Raw genomic sequence first — 24155 nt, forward strand, 5'->3', positions numbered from 1 at the left:
AGCAGAGCATGCCTCTAACCCCCAAAACCCTGAACTTTGCTGAATTTACTGAGCTTTAGGCGGTTTGGCAAAAGTCATTGAGAGGGATATAGTAGACCAAGTTTCCCCCTGATCCTTGAGTCCACCGCAACGGTTGCCGGGAAGTGAAGGGGGAAAGCGCTCGGGGGGTATTCCTCAGGGCTTTGCGGGATACCGCCTTCCTGCTTGGACTCCGTCCCGCTGACGCGAACAGAGATAGGCAGGATGCGATCGCTTCTTTCCTGAACCATGTTCAGGAGAGTTCAGCGTGAATGTATCAGGACATCCTGGGCAAAGCTAGAGGGGGCGATGTCTGTCGAACCAGCGCATCAGCATTGCAGCCAAGCGTTCGGGGTTGTGGCGCACTAAGCCGGTCTCTGGATCCTCTTGCATGACGTTAGCCAAAACGGCACGGCAGCCCAGGTAAGCCAGTTTGTCGGGATCCAGCACCACAAACTCAGAACCGCTGCGGCGGTAATGCTCCAAAGCGCGCGGGGAGGGTGGCTCCCGCTGCACCAGCACGCCGTCAAATAGGCGCACTCCTGCCACCCGATCCAAAGCCATGACGTGATCCCCAACAGTATAGCCGTCGGTTTCCCCCGGCTCGGTCATGATGTTGCAGACGTAGATGTGGGGGGCCATATTTTTGGCCAGAGCTTCCACAATTTCCGGTACCAACAGGTTAGGGATGATGCTGGTGTAGAGGCTACCCGGCCCCAGCACCACAAACTCTGCCGCCTCAATAGCCTCGATGACTTCCGGTAGGGCGGGAGGGTTGGGGGGGTCACAGCCAATTCGGCAAATGCGTCCTCCGGCTTTGGCAATGTTGGACTCTCCCACCACGCGGCGGCCATCGCTCAGCTCCGCCCAAAGGGTGACATCCGCCAGGGTGGCCGGCAGCACCCGCCCCTGAATGGCCAAGACTTGTGAGGTGGCAGTGATGGCCCGAATCAAGTCGCCGCCGGTTACCGCGGTGAGGGCAGTGATGAACAAATTGCCGAAGCTGTGGCCGCTTAGCCCTTCCCCCGACTGGAAGCGATATTGAAACAGCTCGGTGAGCAGCTTTTCTTCGTTGGCCAGAGCAGTGAGGCAGTTGCGGATATCGCCGGGGGGCAAAACGCCGATCTCCCGCCGCAGACGCCCTGAGGATCCCCCGTCATCGGCCACCGTGACAATGGCCGTGATGTTGGAGCTGTAGCGCTTCAGACCCCGCAGCAGATTGGAGAGGCCGGTACCGCCCCCCAGCACCACAATGCGGGGACCACGGCTGAGACGCCGCCGCGACAACAGCTTATCCACCAGCGCTTCATCTCCCTCGGGGATCAGCACATCCTCGATGGAGCGCATGGCGCTGCGAAACCCCAGCACCACCATCACCAGCCCGATCCCAGTCACCAGGGGGCCACTGATGTTGTTCGGGATCCAAGTGGTAATCAAGCGCAGGGTGATGTCGATCAGCCGCTTCAGGCGAAAGATGGGGGTCAACTCCGTCCAGATGGCGATGCCCAGCACCATCAGCAGCACGCCCCCAACCGCCAGGCTCAGCCAGCGTTTGACAGCCAAACCGGGAAAGAGCCATTTCCAGCCACTTCCCGGCCAAGCAGCCTTGCGGCGGCGAATGCCCCAAACAGGGGACTTGTTGCTGGGCAGGGGCTTAGCCATGGGAAGGTGCAGGAACGCCGGCCAAAGGGATCCTAACCTGTTGCTGGGCAACGCCGGCTTCGCCGGGCACCGGGCCAAAGCGGGCTTCCAGCTCCCGCTGAGAGTCGAGCAGATGGCGATGCTGAACCTGAACATTCAGGTCGGGAAGAACGTGGTTGCCGGCAGGGACAGTCCAAGGCTGCAAATCCTGGGCCAGGCGCTCCACCAGGGCCACCGAGCGGTGCTGACCGCCGGTACAGCCGATAGCCAAAGTCAGGTGGGGGCGACGCTCTGCGCGGTAGTGGGGCCAAAACGCTTTGACCAAGGACAAGATGTGCTGATAGGTGGATTGTGTGATGGGATCCGCAAACAAGAACTCCTGCAGCAGGGGATCCTGCCCAGTGAGGCGACGCAGATGGGGCTGAAAGAAGGGGTTGGGCAAAAAACGCACATCGAACAGCAAGTTGGCATCGGGGGGAACGCCGTATTTGAAACCGAAGCTGACCAGCCTTAGGTTGAGGGGCTGGGGGATCCCTTGCACCAAAGCTTGCAATTGCTGCCGCAGTTGCTGGGCATTGAGGTCGGAGGTATCCAACCAGTGGGTGCAGCGTTCCCGCACCGGGGCCAGAGCCAGCCGCTCTTGCTCAATGGCCTCCAACAAACCGGCAGCTTCCCCGTAGGGATGGGGACGGCGGTGGGCGCTGAGACGGTTGAGCAACACTGGGGAGCGGGCCTCCAAGAATAGGAAAGGGATCCCTTGCGATTGCACCCAAGCAGCCAGGGTGGGAACTTGATCCCGGTACTCCTGGGCGTGGAGATTCAAGCTGATGGCCAAAGCAGCGTGATGGGTCCGCATCGCCTCAACCAAGGGGATCACCTGGGCAGGCGGGATCCCTTCTAGGCTGGTGTACCCCAGTTGTTCCAACTGCTGGATGGCCAAAGTTTTCCCGGATCCCGTCAGGCCGGCAATGACCAGAACGGGGGGCGCGACTGACATGGGTTTATCCTGCATGGAGCTTATTCTAGGGCGAGAGGCGGCCAAAACAAGCGCCGGAAGAATGGGGGGCTCAGCCACGCGGGGCGCCTAGAAACCATCATCTCAGGCCGGCGAGGCTTTTGTAGCTTTTTTATCCGTTTTCTCGGCCGGTGCAGCCGATCCCAGAAGAGGAGCGCTGGGGCAGAGATCCGCCAAAAAACATTGCTGGCACAGAGGCCTGCGGGCAGTGCAGATGGCCCGCCCGTGGTCGATCAGACGGATAGACCAGTTCTCCCAATCCGCCTGCGGCAACAACTGCATCAGATCCTTTTCGATGCGCACGGGATCCTCGTGCTCAGTGAGGCCGAGGCGGCGGCTGAGGCGCTTAACATGGGTATCGACGGTAACCCCGGCATGGATGCCAAAAGCATGGGCCAACACCACATTGGCCGTCTTGCGGGCTACGCCGGGTAGGGTGAGCAGCTCCGGCATGGTGCGGGGCACTTGGCCACCGAAATCGCTCAAGATCTTGCGGCAGGCTTCCTGAATGTGCTTGGCCTTGTTGCGATAGAAGCCGGTGGAATGGATGAGAGCCTCGATCTCCTCTCGCGGCGCTGTCGCCAGGGCCTGGGCATCCGGGAAGCGACGAAACAGCTCCGGCGTTACCTGATTCACCCGCTCATCCGTACACTGAGCGGAGAGGATGGTTGCCACCAAGAGCTGCAGCGGCGTCCGGTAGTGGAGGGCACAGGTGGAGTTGGGGTAGTGGCGCTTCAGCCGGAGCAGGATCTCCAAAGCTCGCTGGCGCAAGGCCCGTTTGCTGGCCATCTTCCCCTAGCCCGACCCGGTGACAATGGCGAGGGTGTCTTTGAAGAGCAGCACCACCCCCAATCCCAGCAACAACACCAAGCCCGTCTGCATCACCCGCTCCTCCAGATGCTTGGGCAGCCGTTTGCCGCGAATCGCCTCCAGGATCAAAAAGGCAATGTGTCCCCCGTCCAAGGCGGGCAGGGGCAACAGGTTGAGAAAGGCCAGGTTAATGCTAATCAAAGCGGTGAAATTAAACAGGCTGGCGGCGTCATCGCGGGCCAGATCCGCCCCAATCTTGACGATCCCCACCGGGCCGGAGACCTGGGTGGCCGTACTTTGGAAATTCTGAACCAACTGCTGCAGGCCGTTCAGATTGAGCATCACCACCCGCTGGTAGGCATTTCCCGCCTCCGTGAGGATCTCAGCCACACTCTGAGGGGGACGCAAGGTCACCTCCTGGTGGGGGGCCAAGGTCACTCCAATGGCCACCGTCTCTCCCCGCGCCGCCGGGATCACCGTCAACTGCAGGGGATCCCCTTCCCCACGCTGCACCTCCAGGGGAATGGGCCGGTTCTCGCTGCTGCGGATCAGCACCTGAAAATCGTTCAGAGCTGCCAAGGCCGCCGTCTCGTCGGCAATCCCCCTGTAATCGCGATCGGCTGCCTGCAACACCACATCCCCTGCCTTCAGGCCGGCCCGCTCCGCCGGGCTATCGGGCATCACCTGAGGGATGAGAATGCCGGGATGGATGCGCGTTACCGAGGGGATCCCCACCGAGGCGAACATCAACACCAGCACCAGATAGGCGAAGAGCAGGTTGGCCATCACCCCCGCACTCATCACCACCAGGCGATCCAGCACGGGGCGGTTTTTCAGCAGATCCGGGTCGTCGGGCGGGTAGGGGGAATGTTCATCCTCGTCAGGAAAGCCCACGTAGCCCCCCAGCGGCAGGGCGCGAATGGCGTACTCTGTCTCCTTGCCCTGGTATCGCCACAACACCGGCCCAAACCCCAGCGAGAAGCGGTTGACGTGGATCCCTTGGAGTTTGGCTGCCGCAAAGTGCCCTGCCTCATGCACCAGGATCAGCAGGGCGAGAATGGCGATGGAGAGGAGAACAGACATGCGCTAGCTCTGAAGAAGGCACAGAAGAAAGAAGTGGGGAGCAGAGAGCCACCCGAGGCTATTTATCGAGGCTATTTATCAAGGCACATAATCCAACACATGATAAAGAACCCTAAAGGAATCTCACAAAAACCTACAGGGCCCCTCAGAATACCTGCTCCACTTCTAAAATGTCGGGGATGCTTTCCCGCAACTTGCGCTCAATGCCCATCTTCAAAGTCATGGTTGAGCTGGGGCAGGCTCCACAGGCCCCTTGCAGGCGCAGCTTGACCACCGGGCCATCGATTTCCACCAATTCCACATTGCCCCCATCGGCCATCAAGTAAGGACGCAGCTCGTTCAGGACTTTCTCGACGTTCTCGGTATTGAGTTCCAGTGCTTGTGCCATGGTTGCTTTTAGCCTCGTTGAGATTTGGATTGTAGCGGTTTCTGATACATTCACGCTGAACTCTCCTGAACATGGTTCAGGAAAGAAGCGATCGCATCCTGCCTATCTCTGTTCGCGTCAGCGGGACGGAGTCCAAGCAGGAAGGCGGTATCCCGCAAAGCCCTGAGGAATACCCCCCGAGCGCTTTCCCCCTTCACTTCCCGGCAACCGTTGCGGTGGACTCAAGGATCAGGGGGAAACTTGGTCTACTATATCCCTCTCAATGACTTTTGCCAAACCGCCTAAAGCTCAGTAAATTCAGCAAAGTTCAGGGTTTTGGGGGTTAGAGGCATGCTCCACAGATCCCTCAAGCTGGCAAGGGATCGCTATGATTTCAGCATAGTCTGAATCCTTCTGGGGGAGGGCTGGCTTGGTTGTCCGGATCCCTCCAACACCAGACGACTAGAATGAGTAGGAAGCAGATTTGCCTATTCCCAGCAGCATCACCCACTCAGCAGGGCCGTCTTTTTTCTTATGCTAGACGCTTTACTGGTCATGATCTTCATGTTGGCGGGAGCTGGTCTCGGGTTTTACGGCCTGGATTTGCTCCCTCCTGCCGCCATTCAGGGGGCCAATGTGGAAGGAGCCCGTGTCGTCACCAGCGGCTTTGGCGTGCTGGCAGGACTGGCTTTGGGATCCCTGGTGCGCTGGAGCTACCGTCGCTTCGAGGCCAATGTGCGCTCCCTGCCGCCGGACGTGTTGATCAGCCGCTCGGTGGGGTTGGTGATCGGCTTGGTGATCGCCAATCTGGCCATGGCTCCTGTGTACTTGCTGCCCTTGCCTCCCCAACTCAACAGGTTCCTCGAGCCGCTGGCTTCGGTCTTTTTCAGCTTGGCCTTTGCCTATCTGGGGGTCAGCCTGGCCGATACCCACGGCCCCTCGCTGCTGCGGCTGTTTAACCCCAACTATGCTTTGCAGGCAGCCCTCTGGGCGGAGGGCAATGTGGTGGCTGCCACGGCCAAGGTTTTGGACACCAGCTCCATCATCGATGGCCGAGTGGCTCAGTTGATCGAGACAGGTTTTTTGGAAGGAACCCTGGTGGTTCCTCGCTTTGTGCTGACGGAATTGCAGACCATCGCCGACAAAGCCGATGCCCAAAAACGAGAGCGGGGCCGCAAAGGCTTGGATACCCTGCAGTCTTTGCGAGAGGCCTACCCCGATCGTTTCGTTATTCACGAAGCCAACTATCCAGATCTGACCACTGTCGATGAAAAGCTGGTGCGCCTCACCCAAACCGTGGGGGGAACGCTGCTTACCACCGATTACAACCTGAAGAAGGTGGCGGCTCTGCAGGGGGTCAAGGTGCTGAATGTGAATGAGTTGGCCGAGGCGCTGCGGCCCATCTATGTTGCCGGCGATAGCTTTGATATCAAGATCACCCGCGAAGGAAAAGAGCCAGGTCAAGGGGTGGGCTACTTGGAAGACGGCACCATGGTGGTGGTGGAAGAAGGGCAGCGCTCTGTGGGCAAAACCCGCTCTGTGGTTGTGACCAGCGCCATTCAAACCTCAGCAGGCCGCATGATCTTCGCCCGCCTCAACAAGGACTCTGCCCCACTAACCCGCCCGGCCTCTGATCCGGCCAGCCCGGCTTCCTCTGGAAAAACCTGAGTTTTGGCCTACGTTCCCCTAGCGCAATGGTGGCTTCATCCCAAATGGGCGCCCTCCGACCCACTCCGATGTTCTACACGCAGGATCGCCAGAGGCGCTTCTGGAGTTTTTACTGGGAAGATGCCGAGAAATATGGCATCCACCCTCAGCACATCGTGAGCGGACAGCAAATCTGGGAGGTGGCCAACGCTGGAGAGTACGAAGCCAAGCTCAACCAGGTCTTTGCAAGCGGGGATCCCCTCTCCTACGAATGTCAGGTGCTCTCGCCCCGCTACAAGTTGCATCTGCATCTTTCTCTCAACCCTGTACGGGACATGGAAGGGGAGGTGGTGGCGGTTGCGGCAGTGGGCAAGTTGCTGGGGGCCACGCCTTTTGCGCTGGCCGGAGGAGCCAGCAGCCCCAACAGCCAGCCCCATCCTGTCCTGGCCGACCCGGTACAGGGGATCACGACGCAGTTGGTGCGCAACATCCGGCATTCCCTGGATATCCGGCAACTGTGCCAGCAGACCGTGGAGCAGTTGGGGCAACTGTTTGAGGTAGATCGCTGCCTGATGGCCCTCTACGAGGTGGGGCAAGACTCCCTCACGGTCAATGCCGAGTACCGCCGCCATCCTGGGGATCCCTCCCTGCTCCACCAGACCCTGAAGCTGGCAGATTACCCCCATTTGTTGCAGGCCCTCAGACAGGAAGAACCGGTGGAGGCGGGGCGACATCTGGCCATTGCCATGTCTTACCAGGGCTACGCCAACAGCCTGCTCTGGCTGGAAATGCTGGATCCGAACAGGGTTCCTGTTTGGCAGCCAAGCCACATTCAGGTACTCCAGAGCATTGCCACCTACCTGGGCGCAGCCATTGCCCACGCCATTTTGCTGGATCAAAGTCGCCAACTGGCAACCCGCTTGCAGTTAGCCAACCAAACTCTGCGTCAGAAAAATAAGGAGCTGGAGCAGGCCCGTGCCCAAGCAGAATCGGCCAACCAGCTCAAAAGCCAATTCTTGGCCAACACCTCCCACGAGCTGCGCACCCCTCTCAACGGGATCATCGGCTTTATCAAGCTGGTGCTGGACGGGATGGCCGAAAACCGCGAAGAGGAGCTGGACTTTTTGCAAGAGGCCTATCGCTCTGCCCTGCACCTGCTGGCCCTAATCAACGATGTGCTGGATATTGCCAAGATCGAGGCGGGCAAAATGCAGTTGGAGTTCCAGCCCTGCGACCTGCGAGCCTTGTTTAAGGATGTGGAGGCCAAGACTAGCCTGCAGGCCAGCCAGAAGGGCTTACAACTGAGCTTTCACTTGCCCAACACTGCAGATCAGATTTTGCTCTTGGGAGATTATCAGCGTCTGTTGCAGGTGATGCTCAATTTGGTGGGGAATGCCATCAAGTTTACCCCCAAGGGCTCGGTAACCGTGCGAGCGGATATCCTGCCCGGCAACCCGGGTTTGGCCCGCATCCGCGTCATCGACACAGGGATCGGGGTATCGCTGGAAAAGCAGCAGAAGCTGTTTCAGGCTTTCACGCAGGTGGATGGTTCCACCACCCGCCAATATGGAGGAACCGGCTTGGGCCTGGCCATCAGCCAACGCCTGGTGGAGGCGATGGGAGGGGAGATCAATTTCTACAGCTTGGGCGAAGGGCTGGGATCCACCGTCACCTTTACGGTGCCCCTCTACCGCAAGCCGCTCCTGAGCGGGGATCCGAACCCAGAGGCGCTCCCTGCTCAACCCGCCCGAGATAGACCTGAGGATGCGGATCCCACCTTGATTTCTGTTCCCAACTCAGTCCAGCGATGACCCACCCGGCCATTTCTCCTTCAACCGCTCTGGGTATCTCTCGGTTGCGGCGCAGCACTGCGCGAACATTCCCCCATGCCCTATCCTCGTAAACGGTTTGGTCAGCATTGGCTCAAGGATCCCGCTGTTCACGAGGCGATTGTGCGGGCTGCCCAGTTGAATGATCTAGAGGGAGACGCGGATCCCACTTGGGTGCTGGAGATCGGCCCCGGCACCGGCCAACTGACGCGGCGATTGCTGGCCCAGGGTGTCCAGGTGGTGGCGGTGGAGATCGACCGGGATCTGTGCCGACTGCTGCAAAAACGGTTCGCCGGCCAACCCCGTTTTCACCTGCTGGAGGGAGATTTTCTCCGCCTGCCGCTGCCTCCTCAACCCCGCCTGCTGGTGGCCAATATCCCCTACAACCTGACCGGCCCCATTTTGGAAAAGGTGCTCGGATCCCCGGCCCAGCCGGTTCGGCAGTTCGAGCGCATTGTCCTTCTGGTGCAAAAAGAGCTGGCCGAGCGCTTGCAGGCCGGCCCCGGCAGCAAAGCCTATGGTGCTCTGAGCCTGCGGACGCAGTATTTGGCCGATTGCGAGCTGATCTGCAGGGTGCCCCCAACCGCTTTCAAGCCAGCCCCCAAGGTGGAATCTGCCGTGATTCGCCTCACCCCCCGCCCCGCCCCCACCCCCGCCCGGGATCCCCGCTGGTTTCACCAACTCCTCCGGCAGGGGTTCTCCACCCGTCGCAAGAAGCTCGTCAATGCCCTGGGAAGCTTGGTGGAGCGAGAGGTGGTCGCAGCAGCTTTGGCTCAGCTCCGCCTCAACCCCGATGCCCGCGCCGAAGAGCTGGATCTGCCCCACTGGCTGGCCTTGAGCGATCTGTTGCTGGAGAAAGCGCCCAAAAGGGCTGTTGTTCCTCAAGAGGAGCAGGAACCAGGGTAGGGTAAGAGAGGGAAGCTCAGTTGGATGGATCTCAAAATCCTCTGAGTTTTTTTGCACTCCCCTCCCAATTTGTTTTGGATCCCCTTCGCCAATGCAGGTGCATCCATGCAAAGCAACCAAGGCAAGCAAATCCTCTTGACCGGCGGCACAGGCGGGCTGGGTTTGGGGGTGGTTCCCGTGGTGCTGGCCAGCGGCGCAGAGCTGACCTTGACCTATCGCCAAGAGAAAGATCTTGCCATTTTGCGGGAGCGCCTGCCGGCCAATGCTCTGGATCGGGTTCGCTTTGTGCAAGTGGATTTAACAGATGAGGCGGCGGTTGCCCGCGTCATTGCCGACCTACCCCGCGTGGATGGGCTGATCCACCTGGTGGGGGGCTTTGCCATGGGCCCCACCCACGAGTACAGCTTGGCGGACTGGTATCGCGACTTCGACCTCAACCTCACCACCACATTCCTGACCTGCAAGCACAGCCTGCGCAGAATGTGGCAACAGGGCTATGGGAGGATTGTAACGGTGGGATCCCGAGGAGCGGTGGAGCCGGGCCCGCAATTGGCCGCCTACTGCGCTTCCAAAGCGGGGGTGGTGGCCCTGACCCGCACCATTGCCGCCGAAACCCAAGGCACCGACATCACGGCCAACGTCATCCTGCCCAGCATCATCGACACGCCGGCCAACCGAGCTGCCATGGGATCCGAGCGAGCCAAGCTGTGGGTCAAGCCAGAGTCCATCGGGCAGGTGATCGCCTTTTTGGTCTCAGAAGCAGCGCGGGATCTGCGAGGGGCAGTGATCCCGGTGTATGGCAACGTCTAGGCAACTGGTTGACCAAGCCATGAGCCGCCATTCATGATACAGAATATGCACTTATCCCTATCCAGTTCTTTTCCATGCTGAAGCGATTATTCTTGGGTGGTTTGCGCCGGCAAATCGGTCGCATTGAGGTGGCAGGGGCCATTGATGGCAAAACTCGCGAGCGGGTTCTCAAGGCCCTGAAAGAGGTGGAAGAAAACCAGATCCCTGCTGTGGTGCTGCGCATCGACAGTCCAGGCGGGACGGTGGCCGACTCCCAAGAAATCTACAATGCCCTCTTGCGTTTGCGGGAGAAAAAGGGCACCCGTATTGTCGCCAGCTTTGGCAACATTGCCGCCTCTGGGGGGGTTTATATTGCCATGGGAGCCGAAAAAATTGTCGCCAACCCAGGAACGATCACCGGTAGCATTGGCGTGATCATTCGAGGCAATAATATCGAACGCCTCCTGGATAAGGTGGGGATTTCATTTAAGGTGATTAAGTCTGGCCCCTACAAAGATATTCTCTCGTTTGATCGCGAGCTAACCCCGGAAGAGCGAAACATCCTGCAAGAATTGATCGACATTACCTACGGCCAGTTTGTGCAGACGGTTGCCGCTGCCCGCAAGTTAAGTTTGAATGTGGTCAAAACTTTTGCCGATGGTCGCATTTTCAGCGGAGAGCAGGCCCTCCACTTGGGTGTGGTGGATCGCTTGGGCACAGAAGAAGATGCCCGCCTTTGGGCGGCAGAGCTGGCGGGTTTGCCGACGGATGCGAAGTTCTACGACCTGCTCCCGCGGCGCAGAGGTTGGTCTCGGTTTTTGCCGGCAGCAGAAGCCTTGGCCCGTCTGCAGTTTGAAGTGAGCACCTCGGGCTTGCCCCTGTGGCTTTACCAAAAAAACTGGGTCTAAAGCCCCGCCCTAGGGCCTACGGCCCGCTGACGCGACTAGGGCGGCTTTGTGCTGTGCTACCCGCAGCGGCAGGGTAGTCAACCGCTTTAAAAACCCAACAGTCTCACGACTGGATACAGCCTCAATAGGCTTTGTAGTTGTTCTTTGCAACGGTACCTTTGGGCAAAAGGGAACCGCCCTGGATGCCAGCACGCGCGTAGCGCTTGGGGAAACGCCTGGGGAGACGAGCACCGCTGCCGTAGAGGGGCAACCCGATACGGTAAGTGCTGTCGCAGAACCAGGAACCAGAATCTCCTGCCTTTGGGCAGGGGAGTATGTCAACCGTACAGCCCAGCGAGTCAGAGCCGTTGATGGGTGTGGGGGTGCTGTTTGATGTTGTCGGCATCCTTCACCTGATACATTTACGCTGAACACTGCTGAACATCACTGTTCAACTATGCAGCGATAGCATTCTGTTTGTTTCCAAACAGAATGGCGGTATCCCGCAAAGCTTTGAGTAGAATACCCAAAGCGCAGTTTCCGTGTCGTCTTACTACCAATTTTCTGCTTTGCTTTGGCTACCATGTTGGCAGACTCGAAAGTAAACAGAAAGATCAACTGGTAGTAATCCGTACTGAACATATTATACATTGTTTTCAGTATAGTTGAGCTTATTATTGACTAGAGTCATGCTCCACAACCGCGTTGAGGATCCGTCGGGGCTCAACGCTGTGATTGAGCTTAAACACCCCCCGCTCTGGAGTGCAGGTTTGGTGCAGGGGGATATGGCGAAACTGGGGCTTGCTGCGATAGGTGCGGGCCGCTGCCTGCACCCGTTCCACGAAGTCTTCTCCCAACAACACCCCTGGCGGGAAAACATCGGCAGGCAAAGTTGGGATCCCGTTGTTCACGATCTCGGCGTAGGTTGTGGCGTAGAGGAGAACATAGGAAGTCCTGCGGCGTTCTTGGGCTAGGCAGTCCAAATCGGCAGCAGGCACCGGCTCGGCCACCAAAACCTCTACCAGGCGACCTTCCTGATCCTGCTGGAAGCAAGTGGCCACTCCCAGCACCACGTACTCCAGTCCTTGCACTGGGCTGGAGCCAAGGTGAGTTTGAGCAGTATCCGACATCGGTGCCGATCTCCAAGCGGGGGAGCGAACTTTCACGGCTCCGGCAGGCGCCAAGATCCCTCAAGCCGGGCGCAGTTCTCACCATAGCAACAATTTTTGCGTCGGGCAGCGGGAGCTGTTGCAAGATAGAAGGCAGATCCCAGCCTAGCTCTCTGTGAAGGATGATAGGGGCAGCATTTGGCTACAGGGATCCAAAATTTGCTTTACTGTAGCGAAGCGGGGTCAGTACTGCCCGAGGGGAGCAAGGGGTTGGGTTCCAGGCACCTTTGGCAACCCTTGATTCATCATTTAGGAAGCACTTTAGGAATCCGACTATGGCGGATGGCGAATACAGACCTGGGTTGGAAGGCGTTCCGGCCACACGCTCCAACATTAGTTTTGTCGATGGCCAGGCGGGGATCCTGGAATATCGGGGCATCCCCATCGAGGAATTAACCGCCCACAGTACCTTTCTGGAGACGGCCTACCTGCTGATCTTTGGCAAGCTGCCGACCCAGTCGGAGCTGGACAATTTTGACCAGGCGATCCGCAGTCATCGACGGGTGAAATACCGCATCCGCGACATGATCAAGTCGTTTCCGGAGTCGGGCCACCCGATGGATGCTCTGCAAACCTGTGTGGCGGGCTTGGGGCTGTTTTACCCGCTGCGGGAGATGGATCCCGACTATGTGTTCGGCACCGTCACCCGGTTGCTCTCAAAGCTGCCGACCATGGTGGCCATGTTCCACCAGATGCGACAGGGCAACGATCCCATTCCCCCGGACGACAACCTGGATCATGCTGCCAATTTCCTATACATGCTCTCGGGCAAGAAGCCGGATCCCTGGTTGGCCCGCATTTTTGACATCTGCCTGATCCTGCACGCCGAGCACACGGTCAATGCCTCTACGTTTGCCCTTCTGGTGAGCGCTTCCACGCTGGCTAACCCCTACAGCAGCCTGGCCACGGCGGTGGGTACCCTTTCGGGGCTGTTGCACGGGGGGGCCAACCAACAGGTGATGATGCTGCTGCGGCAAATCGGCTCGGTGGAAAATGTACGCTCGTTTATCGAGGAGAAGCTGGCCAAAAAACAGCGCATCATGGGCATGGGGCACCGAGTCTACAAGGTGAAGGATCCGCGGGCCACCATCCTGCAGCGGCTGGCCGAAGAGCTATTTGAGCGCTACGGCCACGACAAGTACTACGACATCGCCCTGGAAGTGGAACGGGTGTGCGAGGAGTTGCTGGGGCCGAAGGGGATCTACCCGAATGTGGACTTCTACTCAGGGTTGGTCTACGCCAAGCTGGGGATCCCAGAAGATTTGTTTACACCGGTGTTTGCCATTGCCCGAGCGGCGGGTTGGCTGGCCCATTGGCGGGAGCAGTTGTCCGATAATCGGCTTTTCCGACCCACCCAGGTGTACACAGGTGAACGCCAGCAACGCTACATCCCTATAGAAGAGCGGGGTTGAGAGCCGTTTGACAGGGCGCTGGGCCGGGATCCAAACTCAGTAAGGCCCAAGTTGTGCGTGAGGCGGTGTGTTGAGCCTTTTAGACTCTCCCCTTTGGCGAGACGGGTTCACCCTGTTTCTGAGCCTTGTGGTGCAGGCAATGCCATTTTTGCTGCTAGGGGTGTTTCTGTCGGGGCTGCTGGCGGTGTTTGTGGAGGGATCCCAGTTGGCCCGTTTCCTGCCCAAAGGCAAAATCGGCAGCGCGGTGGCCGGTGGCGCTTTAGGATTCTTTTTCCCGGTGTGCGAGTGCGGCAACCTGCCGGTGGCCCGTCAACTGGTGATCAAAGGGATCCCACCCCACGTGGCGGTGGCTTTTTTATTGGCGGCGCCGGTGTTTAACCCGGTGGTGATCTTTTCCACTTGGATTGCCTTTCGCTCCATGCCGGAGCTGGTGATCTACCGAGTTCTCTTTTCCTTCGGCATTGCGGTGGTCGTCGGCTTGATCTTCAGCCTGCAAAAGGATTTCCAGCCTCTGTTGCAGCCGTCAGTCTGGCGGGAGCTGCAGCGCAATTGCTCCCAAGAAGCTGATCCGAAGAACATCTCCCGCTCGCCGTTGTTGCAGGGGGGCACCTTCTGGATTGGATCCCAGAGCCATGCTCAAGGGGCCTCTGGCCGATCCCTGGCCACGATACAAACGGCTGAAGACGTATATCGCTCTGCTCTGGCCGCTGCACCTTCTCCCTCCAGGCGACAAAAAGGACTTCTCCTGCTGCAGACCTGGGCCAGGGAGATCCGTGAATTGGGATCCGTGCTCATCTTGGGCTCGGCGATGGCCGCCCTGATTCAAACGGTGATCCCGCGTTCGTTTGTGCTGGATTATGGCCAAGATGCATTGCTCTCAATCCTGATCATGATGGCCCTGGCCGGGATCATCTCCATCTGCTCGACGGTGGATGCCTTTTTCGCCCTCTCCTTTGCCGCCACCTTCACGCCGGGATCCCTGTTGGCTTTTATGGTGTTTGGGCCGATAGTAGACTTGAAAGCCATAGGCTTGATGCTCACTCTGTTCAAGCCCCGCGCCATTTTCTACTTCGTGATCTTGGTCTTTCAGCTTACTCTGGTGGGAGCTTTAGCCATCAACTACTATGGCAGTTAAAGCGTTTGTTTGAACCTTTCTCCACAGGGACAACCTCTCCATCCACTCTCCGTCAAATATTCGTCAAATATAGTTGCTTCAGTTTAGGGTAAGATGCCTGGGCTCCTGATCGCGCCAGCGGGACGGAGTCCTTGAAAAGCCTTCCGGCTCGGTGCACTTTAAGTGTGGGTGCAGTGTCCTGCTTTAAATCGAAATGACTATAGAAAGAGTTGCCTGGATAAGGTTTATCACCAGAGGACTCTGCTCCCAGACGGTTGAGAACTCAGGTGCTACAGGTTTTATTGTAGTAAACTCAAGAAGGACGTAGTCTGGATTTGATGATTATCGCGACCCTATTTTTCAGCAGGACAAAGCTGTGAGCAATCTATACTCGGCAGACTTTAACTTGTGGATTGACCGAACAACCCGACTATTGCGGGAAAGGCGCTGGCATGAAATTGACCTAACACACTTAATTGAAGAGGTTGAGAATTTGGGTAAGAGCGAACGACGAGGGATTACCAGTCAATTAACTCGCCTTCTGCTGCATCTACTCAAGTGGCAATATCAACCTCAGCGCCGTTCAGATAGCTGGCTAGATTCCATTACAGATGCGCGAACCCAAATCGGATTGGCCATAGAAGATAGCCCTAGCCTAAAAGGTTATCTGGTAGAGCAACTTGAAGAGAGTTATCAACGGGCGCGCCGCCAAGCAGCCAGGCAAACGGGTATAGAAATCTCGACATTTCCAGATGTCTGTCCCTACTCTCCAGAGTTGGTGCTTGCAGAGGACTGGCTGCCGGAAGTTTGACAGTCCACACCACAAAGCATTTAACGGTGGACAGCATTCCCACAGTACTGACTGTAGAGCTTTGGACTGGTGTTGTCCTGCCCAGACAATCCATCAGGGATTAAACATGGGCAATACAGATAGACCAAGGCCAATTGCTGTGCTACTGTTGCTATTCCTCAAGCAGAGGCTTGCTTCTGCCAGGTGCGCATCTTGCCCGGATTGAGCAGGCCATAGGGATCCACTTCTTCTTTAAAACGAATCTGGCGGGGATCCATCACTTTGCGCCCGCCGTCTTCGATGATGAAAGTGTGGGGGTTGGCAATAAATACTCCCTGCTCTTCGTGGTAGCGCATGATCTCGTTTAGACGCTCTTCGGTGGTAAAGCGGACAATTTGCAGGCCGACGGGGGTAGCTTGCCCGTTGATGCGAATCCACTCCAGGTGCATCAGCACTTCGTCGCCAAAATACTCGTACATGTGCTGCACCAGCCTCAGCTCCCGATCGGCGGGAAAAGCCGATTGTAAATAAGTCAGGCTGGGATCCACGCTGCGGCAGTGCAAAGTGGTGTGGTTCCAAGAAAATTCCCCCAGCGAGATCCCCTTGCTGGCCTCCTGGGCCGTTTTGTTGTAAACCACTTGGCCCCCATGTTCCCGGACAAGCTCCAACAGCGGCTCCAGGCTGCATTCGGCCACCATCAACAGGGCCACAGCGGATCCTTCTGGCAAATGACCCCGCAGCGGTGCAAAGTAGCTGGGGATCGGCCAAGCGTGCAGGCTGACCAATTTCTTGAGGATCCCATCGGCATCTCCCAGGGCTTGGCCAAAATGGGCACAGGGCATAAAGCCCACTTCAGGGGGAAAGGCCACCACCAGCTCCGCCCAAGGATAAGCAGGCGCCAGCGGGATCTCCACCTCGGTGATGATCCCATTCAGGCCCCAGGCATGGCTCACTTGGAACACCTCGTCTCCCCGCAGCTCCAGCACCCGCGGCTCTTCCTCCAGGGTGACCACCCGCAAACCCAAGATGTTGCCGCGATCCCGCAGTTGGCCGTAAGTCACAGAACCAATGCCACCACTGCCGCCGGCAATGAACCCCCCGATGGTGGCCGTGCGATAGGTGGAAGGAGCCATGCGGATCTCCCAGCCCATCTCCCGGGTGTGTTTGTCGATGGCTATCAACTTGGCCCCCGCCTGCACCCGCGCCAAGCCCGGCTTTGCCCAAAGCACCTGGTTGAGCTTGCCCATGTCCAGGATCACACCCCCGGCCAGCGGGATACATTGGCCGTAATTACCGGTACCGGCACCGCGCACCGTAACCGGGATCCGCAGCCTGGCACAGGCCGCTGCCACCCGCATCACCTCGGCCTCATCGGCGGGGCGCACCACCACATCTCCCCGCTTGTCGCTCAGTTGTCGGCTCAGCACGGGGCTGTAGTGGTAAAAATCCAACGACAACTTGGCCACCTGAGCCGGATCAGTGATGATCTCAATACCCTCTAAGTCAGAACGCAAAGCCTGCAGCTTGTCAGGAGCGGCAACGATCATAGGTATCCGTATTTGGGTGCAACGGTTCTTCAGACTCCATCATCGGCAGAAATTGCCTGCAAAAGGGTTTGCCGAGAACAGTATGGGAAGGATCCCTGTCCGGCCAGGTCGATTAGCCGAAGCGGCCCTCCACATAATCTCTTGTGGCTTGCTTGGTGGGGCTGTTGAAGATGACTTCAGTTCTGTCAAATTCAATCAGCTCGCCCACACGGTTGGATCCCACCAGCTCCACGCTGAAGAAAGCCGTCATATCCGAGACGCGGCCGGCCTGCTGCATGTTGTGGGTGACGATGATGATGGTATATTCCTCCTCCAGCTCCTTCATCAGCTCCTCAATGCGGCGGGTGGAAATGGGATCCAACGCCGAACAGGGCTCATCCATCAAAATCACATCCGGCTGTACCGCTAGAGCCCGGGCAATACACAGGCGCTGCTGCTGCCCTCCCGACAGCGACTGACCATTTTCTTTCAACTTGTCTTTGACTTCATCCCAAAGGGCAGCCCGCCTCAGCGAGGTTTCCACCACCTCGTCCAAGTCTACCTTCATCCCCAGCACCCGCGGGCCGTAGGCCACGTTGTCGTAAATGCTTTTGGGGAAGGGATTGGGTTTTTGGAAGACCATGCCGATACGCCGCCGCACCGCCACCGGATCGACTTCTTTGGCGTAGAGATCCTTGCCGTGGTAGGTGAGCTTGCCCTCTACACGAGCACCGGGGATCAAATCGTTGGTGCGGTTGAAGCAACGTAGGATCGTGCTTTTGCCACAGCCGGAAGGGCCGATAAACGCAGTAATCTGTCGGGCTGGGATGTCCAGAGTAACATTTTTTACCGCCAGATTGGAGCCATAGTAGACATTCAGGTTCTCGGTCCTGAAAACGTAAGAGGTCTGGTTAAGAGATTGAGTTTGCATGGCAGCACTCACAAAAAGAGCTAGAGTTCGACGAAGAGTTCGATTCAAGACTTTGTTGAGAATCCTCAGGCTATTTCCTGGTCTTGTACAACAAAAAGCGAGCGGTCAAGCTGGCCGCCAAAACAATGGCTAACAAAACCAAAGCGCCCGCCCAAGCCAGCTGCTGCTGCACCCTGTAGGGAATGATGGAGAAAAAGTAGACCATCACCGGCAAGGTAGCCACCGGGCCAAATAGATTAGTAGACCAGAAATTGTTGTTGAAGGCGGTAAAGAGCAGAGGTGCAGCCTCGCCTGCCGCTCGGGCCAAAGCCAGGATTAGCCCGGTTACGATGGCCGGTGCCGCTGCCGGCAAAACAACGCGCATTGTGGTCTGAAAGCGATTTGAGCCCAGGCCAAGGGAAGCCAAGCGCATGTCGGGCGAAACCAGCAGCAACGCCTCCTCGGTGGAGCGGATGACAATCGGCAGCATCAGCACGCCAAAAGCCACCCCTCCCGAGAAAGCCGAAAAGCCGGATCCCCTCACCACCACAGCATAGGCAAACAGGCCGCAGAGAATGGCCGGTACCCCCGTGAGCACATTGCAGGAAAACTTAACCAGATAAGCCAAGCGGGTGCCGCGACCGAATTCGGACAAGTACACTGCCGCCAAGATGCCGAAGGGAAAGCTCAAAGCCGCCCCCGTAGCCAGCACCATTAAACTGCCGACAATTGCGTGACCAAAGCCCCCTTCCGCCAGGCCAGGGGCAGGGTAGCGGGTCTGGGTGAGGACATCCCAATTTATCCGCTGGATGCCTTCCTTGCCCACATCCCACAGCACCCAAGATAGGGAAGCTATGATCACCGCCACAAAGAGGCCACTCAGCAGGGTTAGGACAATGCCTGTGTAATTGCGGACAGGGGCAATGGCGGCACGGGTAATGTCGATGTCAACCTTCTCAGGGGCAAGCTGTGCTGAGTCGGACATGATAACGGTGCTCCTTCATCTTCTTTCTGCTTCTGAAGTTACTGCTCCAGGTTTTGAAACTTGCGAATAATGATCTCGGCAACGATGTTGACCAATAACGTCAGCACCATCAGCACCACGCCGGCATACATGAGAGCCGAAACCTGCAAGCGTCCTGCCTCCCCAAACTGAGAAGCAATCAAGGCGGTAATGGTGGATCCCGGCTGCATTAGGGAGATATTGATGCGGTTGGCGTTGCCGGAAAGCATGGCCGCCACCATGGTCTCTCCCAGGGCCCGCCCCAGCGCCAGCATGATCGAGCTGACGATACCCGACAGGCCGGCAGGGATCATCACCGTTAAGATGGTCTCCCAGCGGGTTGCCCCCAGAGCCAAAGCCCCCTCTTTTAGGCTGCGTGGCAGAGATTCAAAGGTACTGCGGGTAATGGAGATGATGATGGGAGAGATCATGATCCCCAGCACCATAGCCACTATCAACAAGCTGGGCCCCCGCGGAGCCGGGCCACTCAAGAAAGGGATCCAACCCAGCGTCTGGTTAATGGCTCGAAAGATGGGCCGCACTGCTGGAATCAGCACAAAGATCCCCCACAGCCCCAGCACCACACTGGGAATGGCCACGATCAGCTCAATGGCAAAGCCAATCGGCGCCGTTACCCACTTGGGGGCAAAACCTTCCGTCAAAAAAATGGCAGTGCCAATGCCCAGAGGGATGGCAAAAATCAAAGCCACCAGAGAGGTTACCAAACTGCCATAAATCTGTGGTAGCACCCCGTAGATGTTTTCCACCGGGTTCCAGCGGGCAGTAACCAGGAAGCCCAAGCCAAACTGCTGAATCGCCGGCAGAGCCGCTTCGGTGGTTTGAAGAATCACCCAGATGAGGATAATGCCGGCAAACCCTGCCAAGGCCAGCGTCAGGCGGACAAAGCCCACATCAACAGCCCGAGACAGGCTCGCCTTTTTCTCAATGTCAACATCGATATCCGGGTTTGGTGGTGAACCATAACCCGTAGCCGCTGAAGTCATAGCCTCTCTCCCATGATCATCTTCGGTTCAAAATCTTTCCTAAAAATCCCACCGTGCAAGGTAAGCCCACCAGCCGACCGAGAAAGCCTCATCTGCCTCCTCAGCCGGCCACCAGCTCCACTCTAGTGGAGTTCAGGCTGCAACCCAGTCATCGCACCGCATTGGGGTTAACGGTGATGGCATCCAGCTCTGCAAAGATCCGCTGGATAGCCGCCTCAGGCATAGGGATGTAGTCCAGCTCCTTGGTGATGGCTTGACCCTCTGGCCCCTGGGTCCACTTCAGAGCCTCCACCAGCTTGGTCAGCTTCTGCTGATCGGGATACTCGCGGTACAGCATCACCCAGAACAAGCCCACGATTGGGTAGTCATTTGGCCCTTCAGGGTCGGGCACCAACAGCGCAAAGTCATCAGGAATGGGAGCATCAAGCGCCGAGGTAGCTGCCTTAGTCGAGAACTCAACAATGTTGCCCGCTTTGTTTTCCAAGCGAGCAGTGGCCATCTTTTCCAGCTTGGCATAGGACTGGTTCACGTAGCCAATTGCCCCTGGCTCCTGCTTGATGGTGGCGGCTACGCCCTCATTCCCTTGGGCTCCAATGCCAACAGGCCACTCGACAGAAGTACCAGCACCGGCTGTCCAATTAGGGCAGACAGTTCTGATGTGGTTGGTGAACACAAAGGTAGTCCCAGAACCATCAGAGCGGTGTACCCAGGTGATGTCCAGGGGTGGCAGCTTGTTTGCTATACCTGGGTTCTCGGCCTTGATGCGAATGTCGTCCCAGCGAGTGATCTCGCCGGTCACGATGCCGCAGTAGGTTTTCCGCTTCAGGATGAGCTCTCCGTCTTTAATGCCGGGCAGGTTATAGGCAAACTCGATGGCCCCTCCCGCCAGAGGCAACTGTAGGGGCTCATAGCGGTATTTAGCTCGGAAGCTTTCCAGGCGAGCACCGGAGAAAGGCGCCTCGGAAGCGCCGAAGTCCACAGTGCCATTGATCACCTGCTCTAGGCCAGCACCACTACCGACAGACTGATAGCTGACTTGCACAGTGGGGTCTACGGTGCGGTTGTAGGCGTCAAACCAACGTTGCAGCAAAGGAGCCGCAAAGGTCGCGCCCGCCCCGGAGATTTGCACGGTTTGGGCTTGAGCCGAGGTCGCTGTTAGAAATCCTACTGTTAGAGCGGTGAGGGAGAAAGCAGAAAGCAGGGTTCGCATAGGTGATATCTGTGGCGAATCAACATTTTCAACCCTATAACCTCAAAGTTAACAGAAGGATATCTAAAGGTTAACCTTAGGTTAAGTCAAGAGAAAAATCGATATTTTTGAGTGTGCTGGCTCGTTTCCAAACCTTGATTTTCCATCTGGTGGTTTTGGCCAGTTTGGATTTCAGCAAAATCAGGATCCTGGAGCCCAGGATCCGCGAAAAGGTCTAGCTGCTGAACTTCTATCTCATTTGACAACCAATCAAACGGACACAACTTGAATAAGAGCTAAGCTTAGACGGCTGCAAAAAAACTCGATCCAGATCCAAGATGTGTAAAATTTAAGACAAATAGATTGCTCCTGTCTTGGCAAGCTTGGACATGATTTCAGCAGGGCGGGAAAAGCTCTGGCCAGAGCTTCTTCCGACTTTTGACAGAGAGAATTAGCTAGGAGATGGACTTCAACACTCCAGACGTGGGGCAGCTCTACATGTTCCCCGAGCAGAGAAAGATCTGGGCTCTAAGCTGGGATCCGCCCGCCCCCCATGAGGTACAGCAGGGCCATGCGCACCGCCACGCCGTGGGTGACCTGCTGCTCAATCAGGTTCAAGCCGGGATCCTCCATCACCTCGGAGCTGAGTTCCACACCGCGATTGACCGGGCCGGGGTGCAGAAGCTTGACATCCGGGTGACACAGGCGCAGTCGTTGCCGCGTGAGGCCGAAGAAGTGATGGTACTCCTGCAAGCTGGGGAGAAGGAACTCGCTCATGCGCTCCTGCTGCAGGCGTAGGGTGATAACAAAACGCGCCCCTTCGAGGGCAGGCTCTAGCTGCCAATGGACAGGGAGCGTATGGCCGGGCACAAACTGGGCAAAATCCTTGGGCAACAGGGTGGGAGGGCCGGCTAAGTGAACCTCAGCTCCGGCAGCCACCAAGGCATAGATATCGGAGCGGGCCACTCGCGAGTGGAGAATATCGCCGACAATGGCGATTTTGATCCCTTGCAGCAACTCCAGGCGGGGACGCCGGGGATCCAGATGGCTGCAGAGGGTAAACAAATCCAGCAGGCCTTGAGTGGGATGTTCGTGCAGTCCATCCCCGGCATTGAGAACGCCCACAGGGGATCCGCGGCGGTCGATCTCGGCAGCTAATTGTTGGGGCACTCCTGCCTGGGCATGGCGAACGATCAAGAGATCGGATCCCATGGCCAGAAAGGTGCGGGCCGTATCCAAGAGCGTCTCCCCTTTGCTCAAGGAAGAGGTGCCTGGGGAAAAGTTGAGCACATCTGCCGAAAGGCGCTTGGCCGCCAGCTCAAAACTGGTACGGGTGCGGGTGGAAGGCTCGAAGAACAGCGTCACCACCACCTTCCCCTGCAAGGTGGGCACCTTGGGCAACCGCCGCGTCAACACCTCCTGGAAACTGGCGCTGGTCTGCAAAACCATCTGGTATTCTTCGGGAGTAAAATCCGCCAAGCCCAAGACGTGCTGCCGCTGCCAAACCATAGGGGATCCTCAAATGCCCAGGCGGGCAAAGATCTCGTCCAAATGGGTTAGGTGGCGCCGCGGATCAAAACAAGCCTGCAGTTCCGCCTCGCTCAGGTGGGCCATCACCCGGGGATCCGCCAGCAGATTGGCGCGAAAGTCCCCCTGCGGCTGGTTCCAGGCGCGATGAGCATTTTCCTGCACCAGGCAGTAAGCTTCCTCGCGGCTAAGGCCCTTCTCCACCAAAGCCAGCAGCACCTGCTGGCTGAAGATGACGCCGCCATAGATGTTGAGGTTGCGCTCCATGTTGCGAGCGTGAACCTGCAGCTGGCCCACCAGGTCGGCCATGTTCACCAGCAGGTAGTGGCAGAGAATGGAGGCATCGGGCAGGATAACCCGCTCCACCGAGCTGTGGGAGATGTCCCGCTCATGCCAAAGGGGAATGTTTTCTAGGGCCGAGACGGCATACCCGCGCAGGAGACGGGCCAGCCCCGTCAGTTGTTCCGCCTTGATGGGGTTGCGCTTGTGGGGCATGGCAGAGGATCCCTTTTGGCCGGGGGCAAAGTACTCCTCAGCCTCCAGTACCTCTGTTCGCTGCAGGTGGCGGATTTCAGTAGCAAAGCGCTCTAGGGAAGAGCCAATCAAAGCCAAGGTTTGCACGTATTCAGCGTGGCGATCCCGGGAAATGACCTGGGTCGAGGCAGTATCCGGTTTCAGCCCCAAGCGAGCGCAGGCCAACCGCTCCACCTGGGGCGGCACATTGGCGTAAGTGCCCACGGCGCCAGAGATCTTGCCCACCGCCACCACTTCCCGCAGGCGAGCTAGGCGCTCTTGGTGGCGCAGGCACTCGGCCAGCCACCCTGCCAGCTTAAAGCCAAAGGTAATCGGCTCGGCGTGAACACCGTGGGTGCGGCCGATCATGAGGGTGTAGCGGTGCTGCCGAGCTTGGTCGCGGATAGCAGCGATGAGGTCGGCCAGGCGGGCTTGCAAGATCTCCACCGAGGCCACAAGCTGCAGGGCCAGGGCCGTATCCAACACATCCGAGCTGGTCAGGCCCAGGTGGATGTAGCGCCCTGCCTCGCCCACGTGCTCGTTGAGGTTGGTTAAGAAGGCAATAACATCGTGCTTCACTTCCGCCTCAATTTCCAAAACCCGCGCCGGGTCAAAGGCGGCTTTGGCTCTGATCTCCTGCAGGGCTTCTTGCGGGATCCGCCCCAGCTCCGCTTGCGCTTCACAGACAGCCAGCTCCACCTGCAGCCAGGTCTGGAGCTTGTGGGCAGTGGACCAAATCTGGCCCATTTCGGGCAGAGTGTAGCGCTCGATCAAGGTGCCTTTTCCGTCGGTACAGTAGGATGAGCTAGGCTATTTTAGCTAAACCGCCGAGAAGCCCCGCCCTTTGTCCGTAGGACGTATGGACTACGTCCCGCTGAAGCGAACGCGCTAGCGGCGCGGAGCGCTTGGGTCGGGATGAGAGGCGGGAGTACCTTGGCTTTCAATGTACTGGCTCAATGCCGAGACTGTCACCCCACCACATGAAGCGATGAAATAAGATTCATTC

Annotated in this window: 21 protein-coding genes and 1 pseudogene; 8 read left to right on the plus strand and 14 right to left on the minus strand. The window is 57.9% G+C overall.

All coding sequences use genetic code 11. The annotated features are described in order from the left end of the window. Positions 1-315 precede the first annotated feature (315 nt). From ACVWZ1_RS02285 to ACVWZ1_RS02305, 5 genes are all read right to left on the minus strand, one after another. A complete protein-coding gene (locus ACVWZ1_RS02285; RefSeq protein WP_457466226.1) occupies positions 316-1680 on the minus strand; it encodes a gluconeogenesis factor YvcK family protein in 1365 nt (454 codons plus the stop codon). Further along, positions 1673-2656 (minus strand): RNase adapter RapZ, encoded by a 984-nt coding sequence (gene rapZ / locus ACVWZ1_RS02290; protein WP_457466224.1) that lies wholly within the window; start codon positions 2654-2656, stop codon positions 1673-1675. The genes ACVWZ1_RS02285 and rapZ overlap by 8 nt, the downstream gene beginning before the upstream one ends. Before the next feature lie 102 nt (positions 2657-2758). Beyond that, positions 2759-3463 carry an endonuclease III gene (nth, locus tag ACVWZ1_RS02295; RefSeq protein ID WP_414421270.1) on the minus strand — a complete coding sequence of 235 codons (705 nt, stop codon included), beginning with the start codon at positions 3461-3463 and terminating at the stop codon, positions 2759-2761. 6 nt (positions 3464-3469) lie between these two features. Beyond that, positions 3470-4567, minus strand: coding sequence for an RIP metalloprotease RseP (gene rseP / locus ACVWZ1_RS02300; protein WP_457466221.1), 1098 nt, complete (start codon positions 4565-4567; stop codon positions 3470-3472). Between the two features lie 145 nt (positions 4568-4712). Beyond that, positions 4713-4955, minus strand: coding sequence for a NifU family protein (locus ACVWZ1_RS02305; RefSeq protein WP_011432622.1), 243 nt, complete (start codon positions 4953-4955; stop codon positions 4713-4715). Between the two features lie 513 nt (positions 4956-5468). Here ACVWZ1_RS02305 and ACVWZ1_RS02310 point away from each other — a divergent pair. The 5 genes from ACVWZ1_RS02310 (at position 5469) to sppA (ending at position 11013) form a co-directional block, all read left to right on the plus strand. Further along, entirely contained in the window at positions 5469-6602 is a 1134-nt protein-coding gene (locus tag ACVWZ1_RS02310; protein WP_457402205.1) for a PIN domain-containing protein, read from the plus strand. 44 nt (positions 6603-6646) lie between these two features. Beyond that, complete coding sequence (locus ACVWZ1_RS02315) at positions 6647-8392, plus strand: sensor histidine kinase (protein WP_457466219.1); 1746 nt, start codon at positions 6647-6649, stop codon at positions 8390-8392. A 75-nt stretch (positions 8393-8467) separates the two neighbouring features. Beyond that, positions 8468-9316 (plus strand): 16S rRNA (adenine(1518)-N(6)/adenine(1519)-N(6))-dimethyltransferase RsmA, encoded by an 849-nt coding sequence (gene rsmA / locus ACVWZ1_RS02320; protein WP_457466217.1) that lies wholly within the window; start codon positions 8468-8470, stop codon positions 9314-9316. A 105-nt stretch (positions 9317-9421) separates the two neighbouring features. Continuing rightward, positions 9422-10126 carry a 3-oxoacyl-ACP reductase FabG gene (fabG, locus tag ACVWZ1_RS02325; protein ID WP_414373529.1) on the plus strand — a complete coding sequence of 235 codons (705 nt, stop codon included), beginning with the start codon at positions 9422-9424 and terminating at the stop codon, positions 10124-10126. A 74-nt stretch (positions 10127-10200) separates the two neighbouring features. Further along, the gene (gene sppA / locus ACVWZ1_RS02330) at positions 10201-11013 is read left to right on the plus strand and encodes a signal peptide peptidase SppA (RefSeq protein ID WP_414355892.1); all 813 of its coding nucleotides are present in this window, start codon (positions 10201-10203) and stop codon (positions 11011-11013) included. A gap of 653 nt (positions 11014-11666) precedes the next feature. Here sppA and ACVWZ1_RS02335 read toward each other — a convergent pair. Beyond that, positions 11667-12122, minus strand: coding sequence for a hypothetical protein (locus ACVWZ1_RS02335; RefSeq protein ID WP_457502420.1), 456 nt, complete (start codon positions 12120-12122; stop codon positions 11667-11669). 314 nt (positions 12123-12436) lie between these two features. Here ACVWZ1_RS02335 and ACVWZ1_RS02340 point away from each other — a divergent pair, with 314 nt between their 5' ends. The 3 genes from ACVWZ1_RS02340 (at position 12437) to ACVWZ1_RS02350 (ending at position 15498) form a co-directional block, all read left to right on the plus strand. Then, positions 12437-13573: a citrate synthase gene (locus ACVWZ1_RS02340; protein ID WP_011433503.1), complete on the plus strand. Its 1137-nt coding sequence runs from the start codon at positions 12437-12439 to the stop codon at positions 13571-13573. Positions 13574-13643: 70 nt separating this feature from the next. Continuing rightward, positions 13644-14708 (plus strand): permease, encoded by a 1065-nt coding sequence (locus tag ACVWZ1_RS02345; RefSeq protein ID WP_457502421.1) that lies wholly within the window; start codon positions 13644-13646, stop codon positions 14706-14708. Between the two features lie 355 nt (positions 14709-15063). After that, positions 15064-15498, plus strand: a complete 435-nt coding sequence (locus ACVWZ1_RS02350) for a DUF29 domain-containing protein (RefSeq protein ID WP_457502422.1) — start codon at positions 15064-15066, stop codon at positions 15496-15498. A 158-nt stretch (positions 15499-15656) separates the two neighbouring features. On the opposite strand, the gene ACVWZ1_RS02355 is transcribed toward ACVWZ1_RS02350, so the two are convergent. The 8 genes and pseudogenes from ACVWZ1_RS02355 to ACVWZ1_RS02390 all read right to left on the minus strand — a co-directional run. Continuing rightward, on the minus strand, positions 15657-17024 hold the full coding sequence (locus tag ACVWZ1_RS02355) for an FAD-binding oxidoreductase (RefSeq protein ID WP_457502423.1): 1368 nt from the start codon (positions 17022-17024) through the stop codon (positions 15657-15659). A gap of 112 nt (positions 17025-17136) precedes the next feature. Continuing rightward, positions 17137-17934, minus strand: coding sequence for a phosphate ABC transporter ATP-binding protein PstB (gene pstB, locus ACVWZ1_RS02360; protein WP_457502424.1), 798 nt, complete (start codon positions 17932-17934; stop codon positions 17137-17139). 70 nt (positions 17935-18004) lie between these two features. Then, entirely contained in the window at positions 18005-18898 is an 894-nt protein-coding gene (gene pstA, locus ACVWZ1_RS02365) for a phosphate ABC transporter permease PstA (protein WP_457502425.1), read from the minus strand. Between the two features lie 38 nt (positions 18899-18936). Further along, a complete protein-coding gene (gene pstC / locus ACVWZ1_RS02370; RefSeq protein WP_457482289.1) occupies positions 18937-19920 on the minus strand; it encodes a phosphate ABC transporter permease subunit PstC in 984 nt (327 codons plus the stop codon). A gap of 148 nt (positions 19921-20068) precedes the next feature. Then, positions 20069-21130 (minus strand): phosphate ABC transporter substrate-binding protein PstS, encoded by a 1062-nt coding sequence (gene pstS / locus ACVWZ1_RS02375; RefSeq protein ID WP_457502426.1) that lies wholly within the window; start codon positions 21128-21130, stop codon positions 20069-20071. Positions 21131-21637: 507 nt separating this feature from the next. Further along, positions 21638-22618, minus strand: coding sequence for an aspartate carbamoyltransferase catalytic subunit (locus ACVWZ1_RS02380; RefSeq protein ID WP_414421697.1), 981 nt, complete (start codon positions 22616-22618; stop codon positions 21638-21640). Positions 22619-22627: 9 nt separating this feature from the next. Beyond that, positions 22628-23923, minus strand: coding sequence for an adenylosuccinate lyase (gene purB / locus ACVWZ1_RS02385; protein WP_457502427.1), 1296 nt, complete (start codon positions 23921-23923; stop codon positions 22628-22630). 114 nt (positions 23924-24037) lie between these two features. Next, positions 24038-24155, minus strand: a pseudogene (locus tag ACVWZ1_RS02390) (IS200/IS605 family transposase); the annotation flags it as partial.

This window comes from Thermostichus sp. MS-CIW-25 (assembly GCF_054060015.1).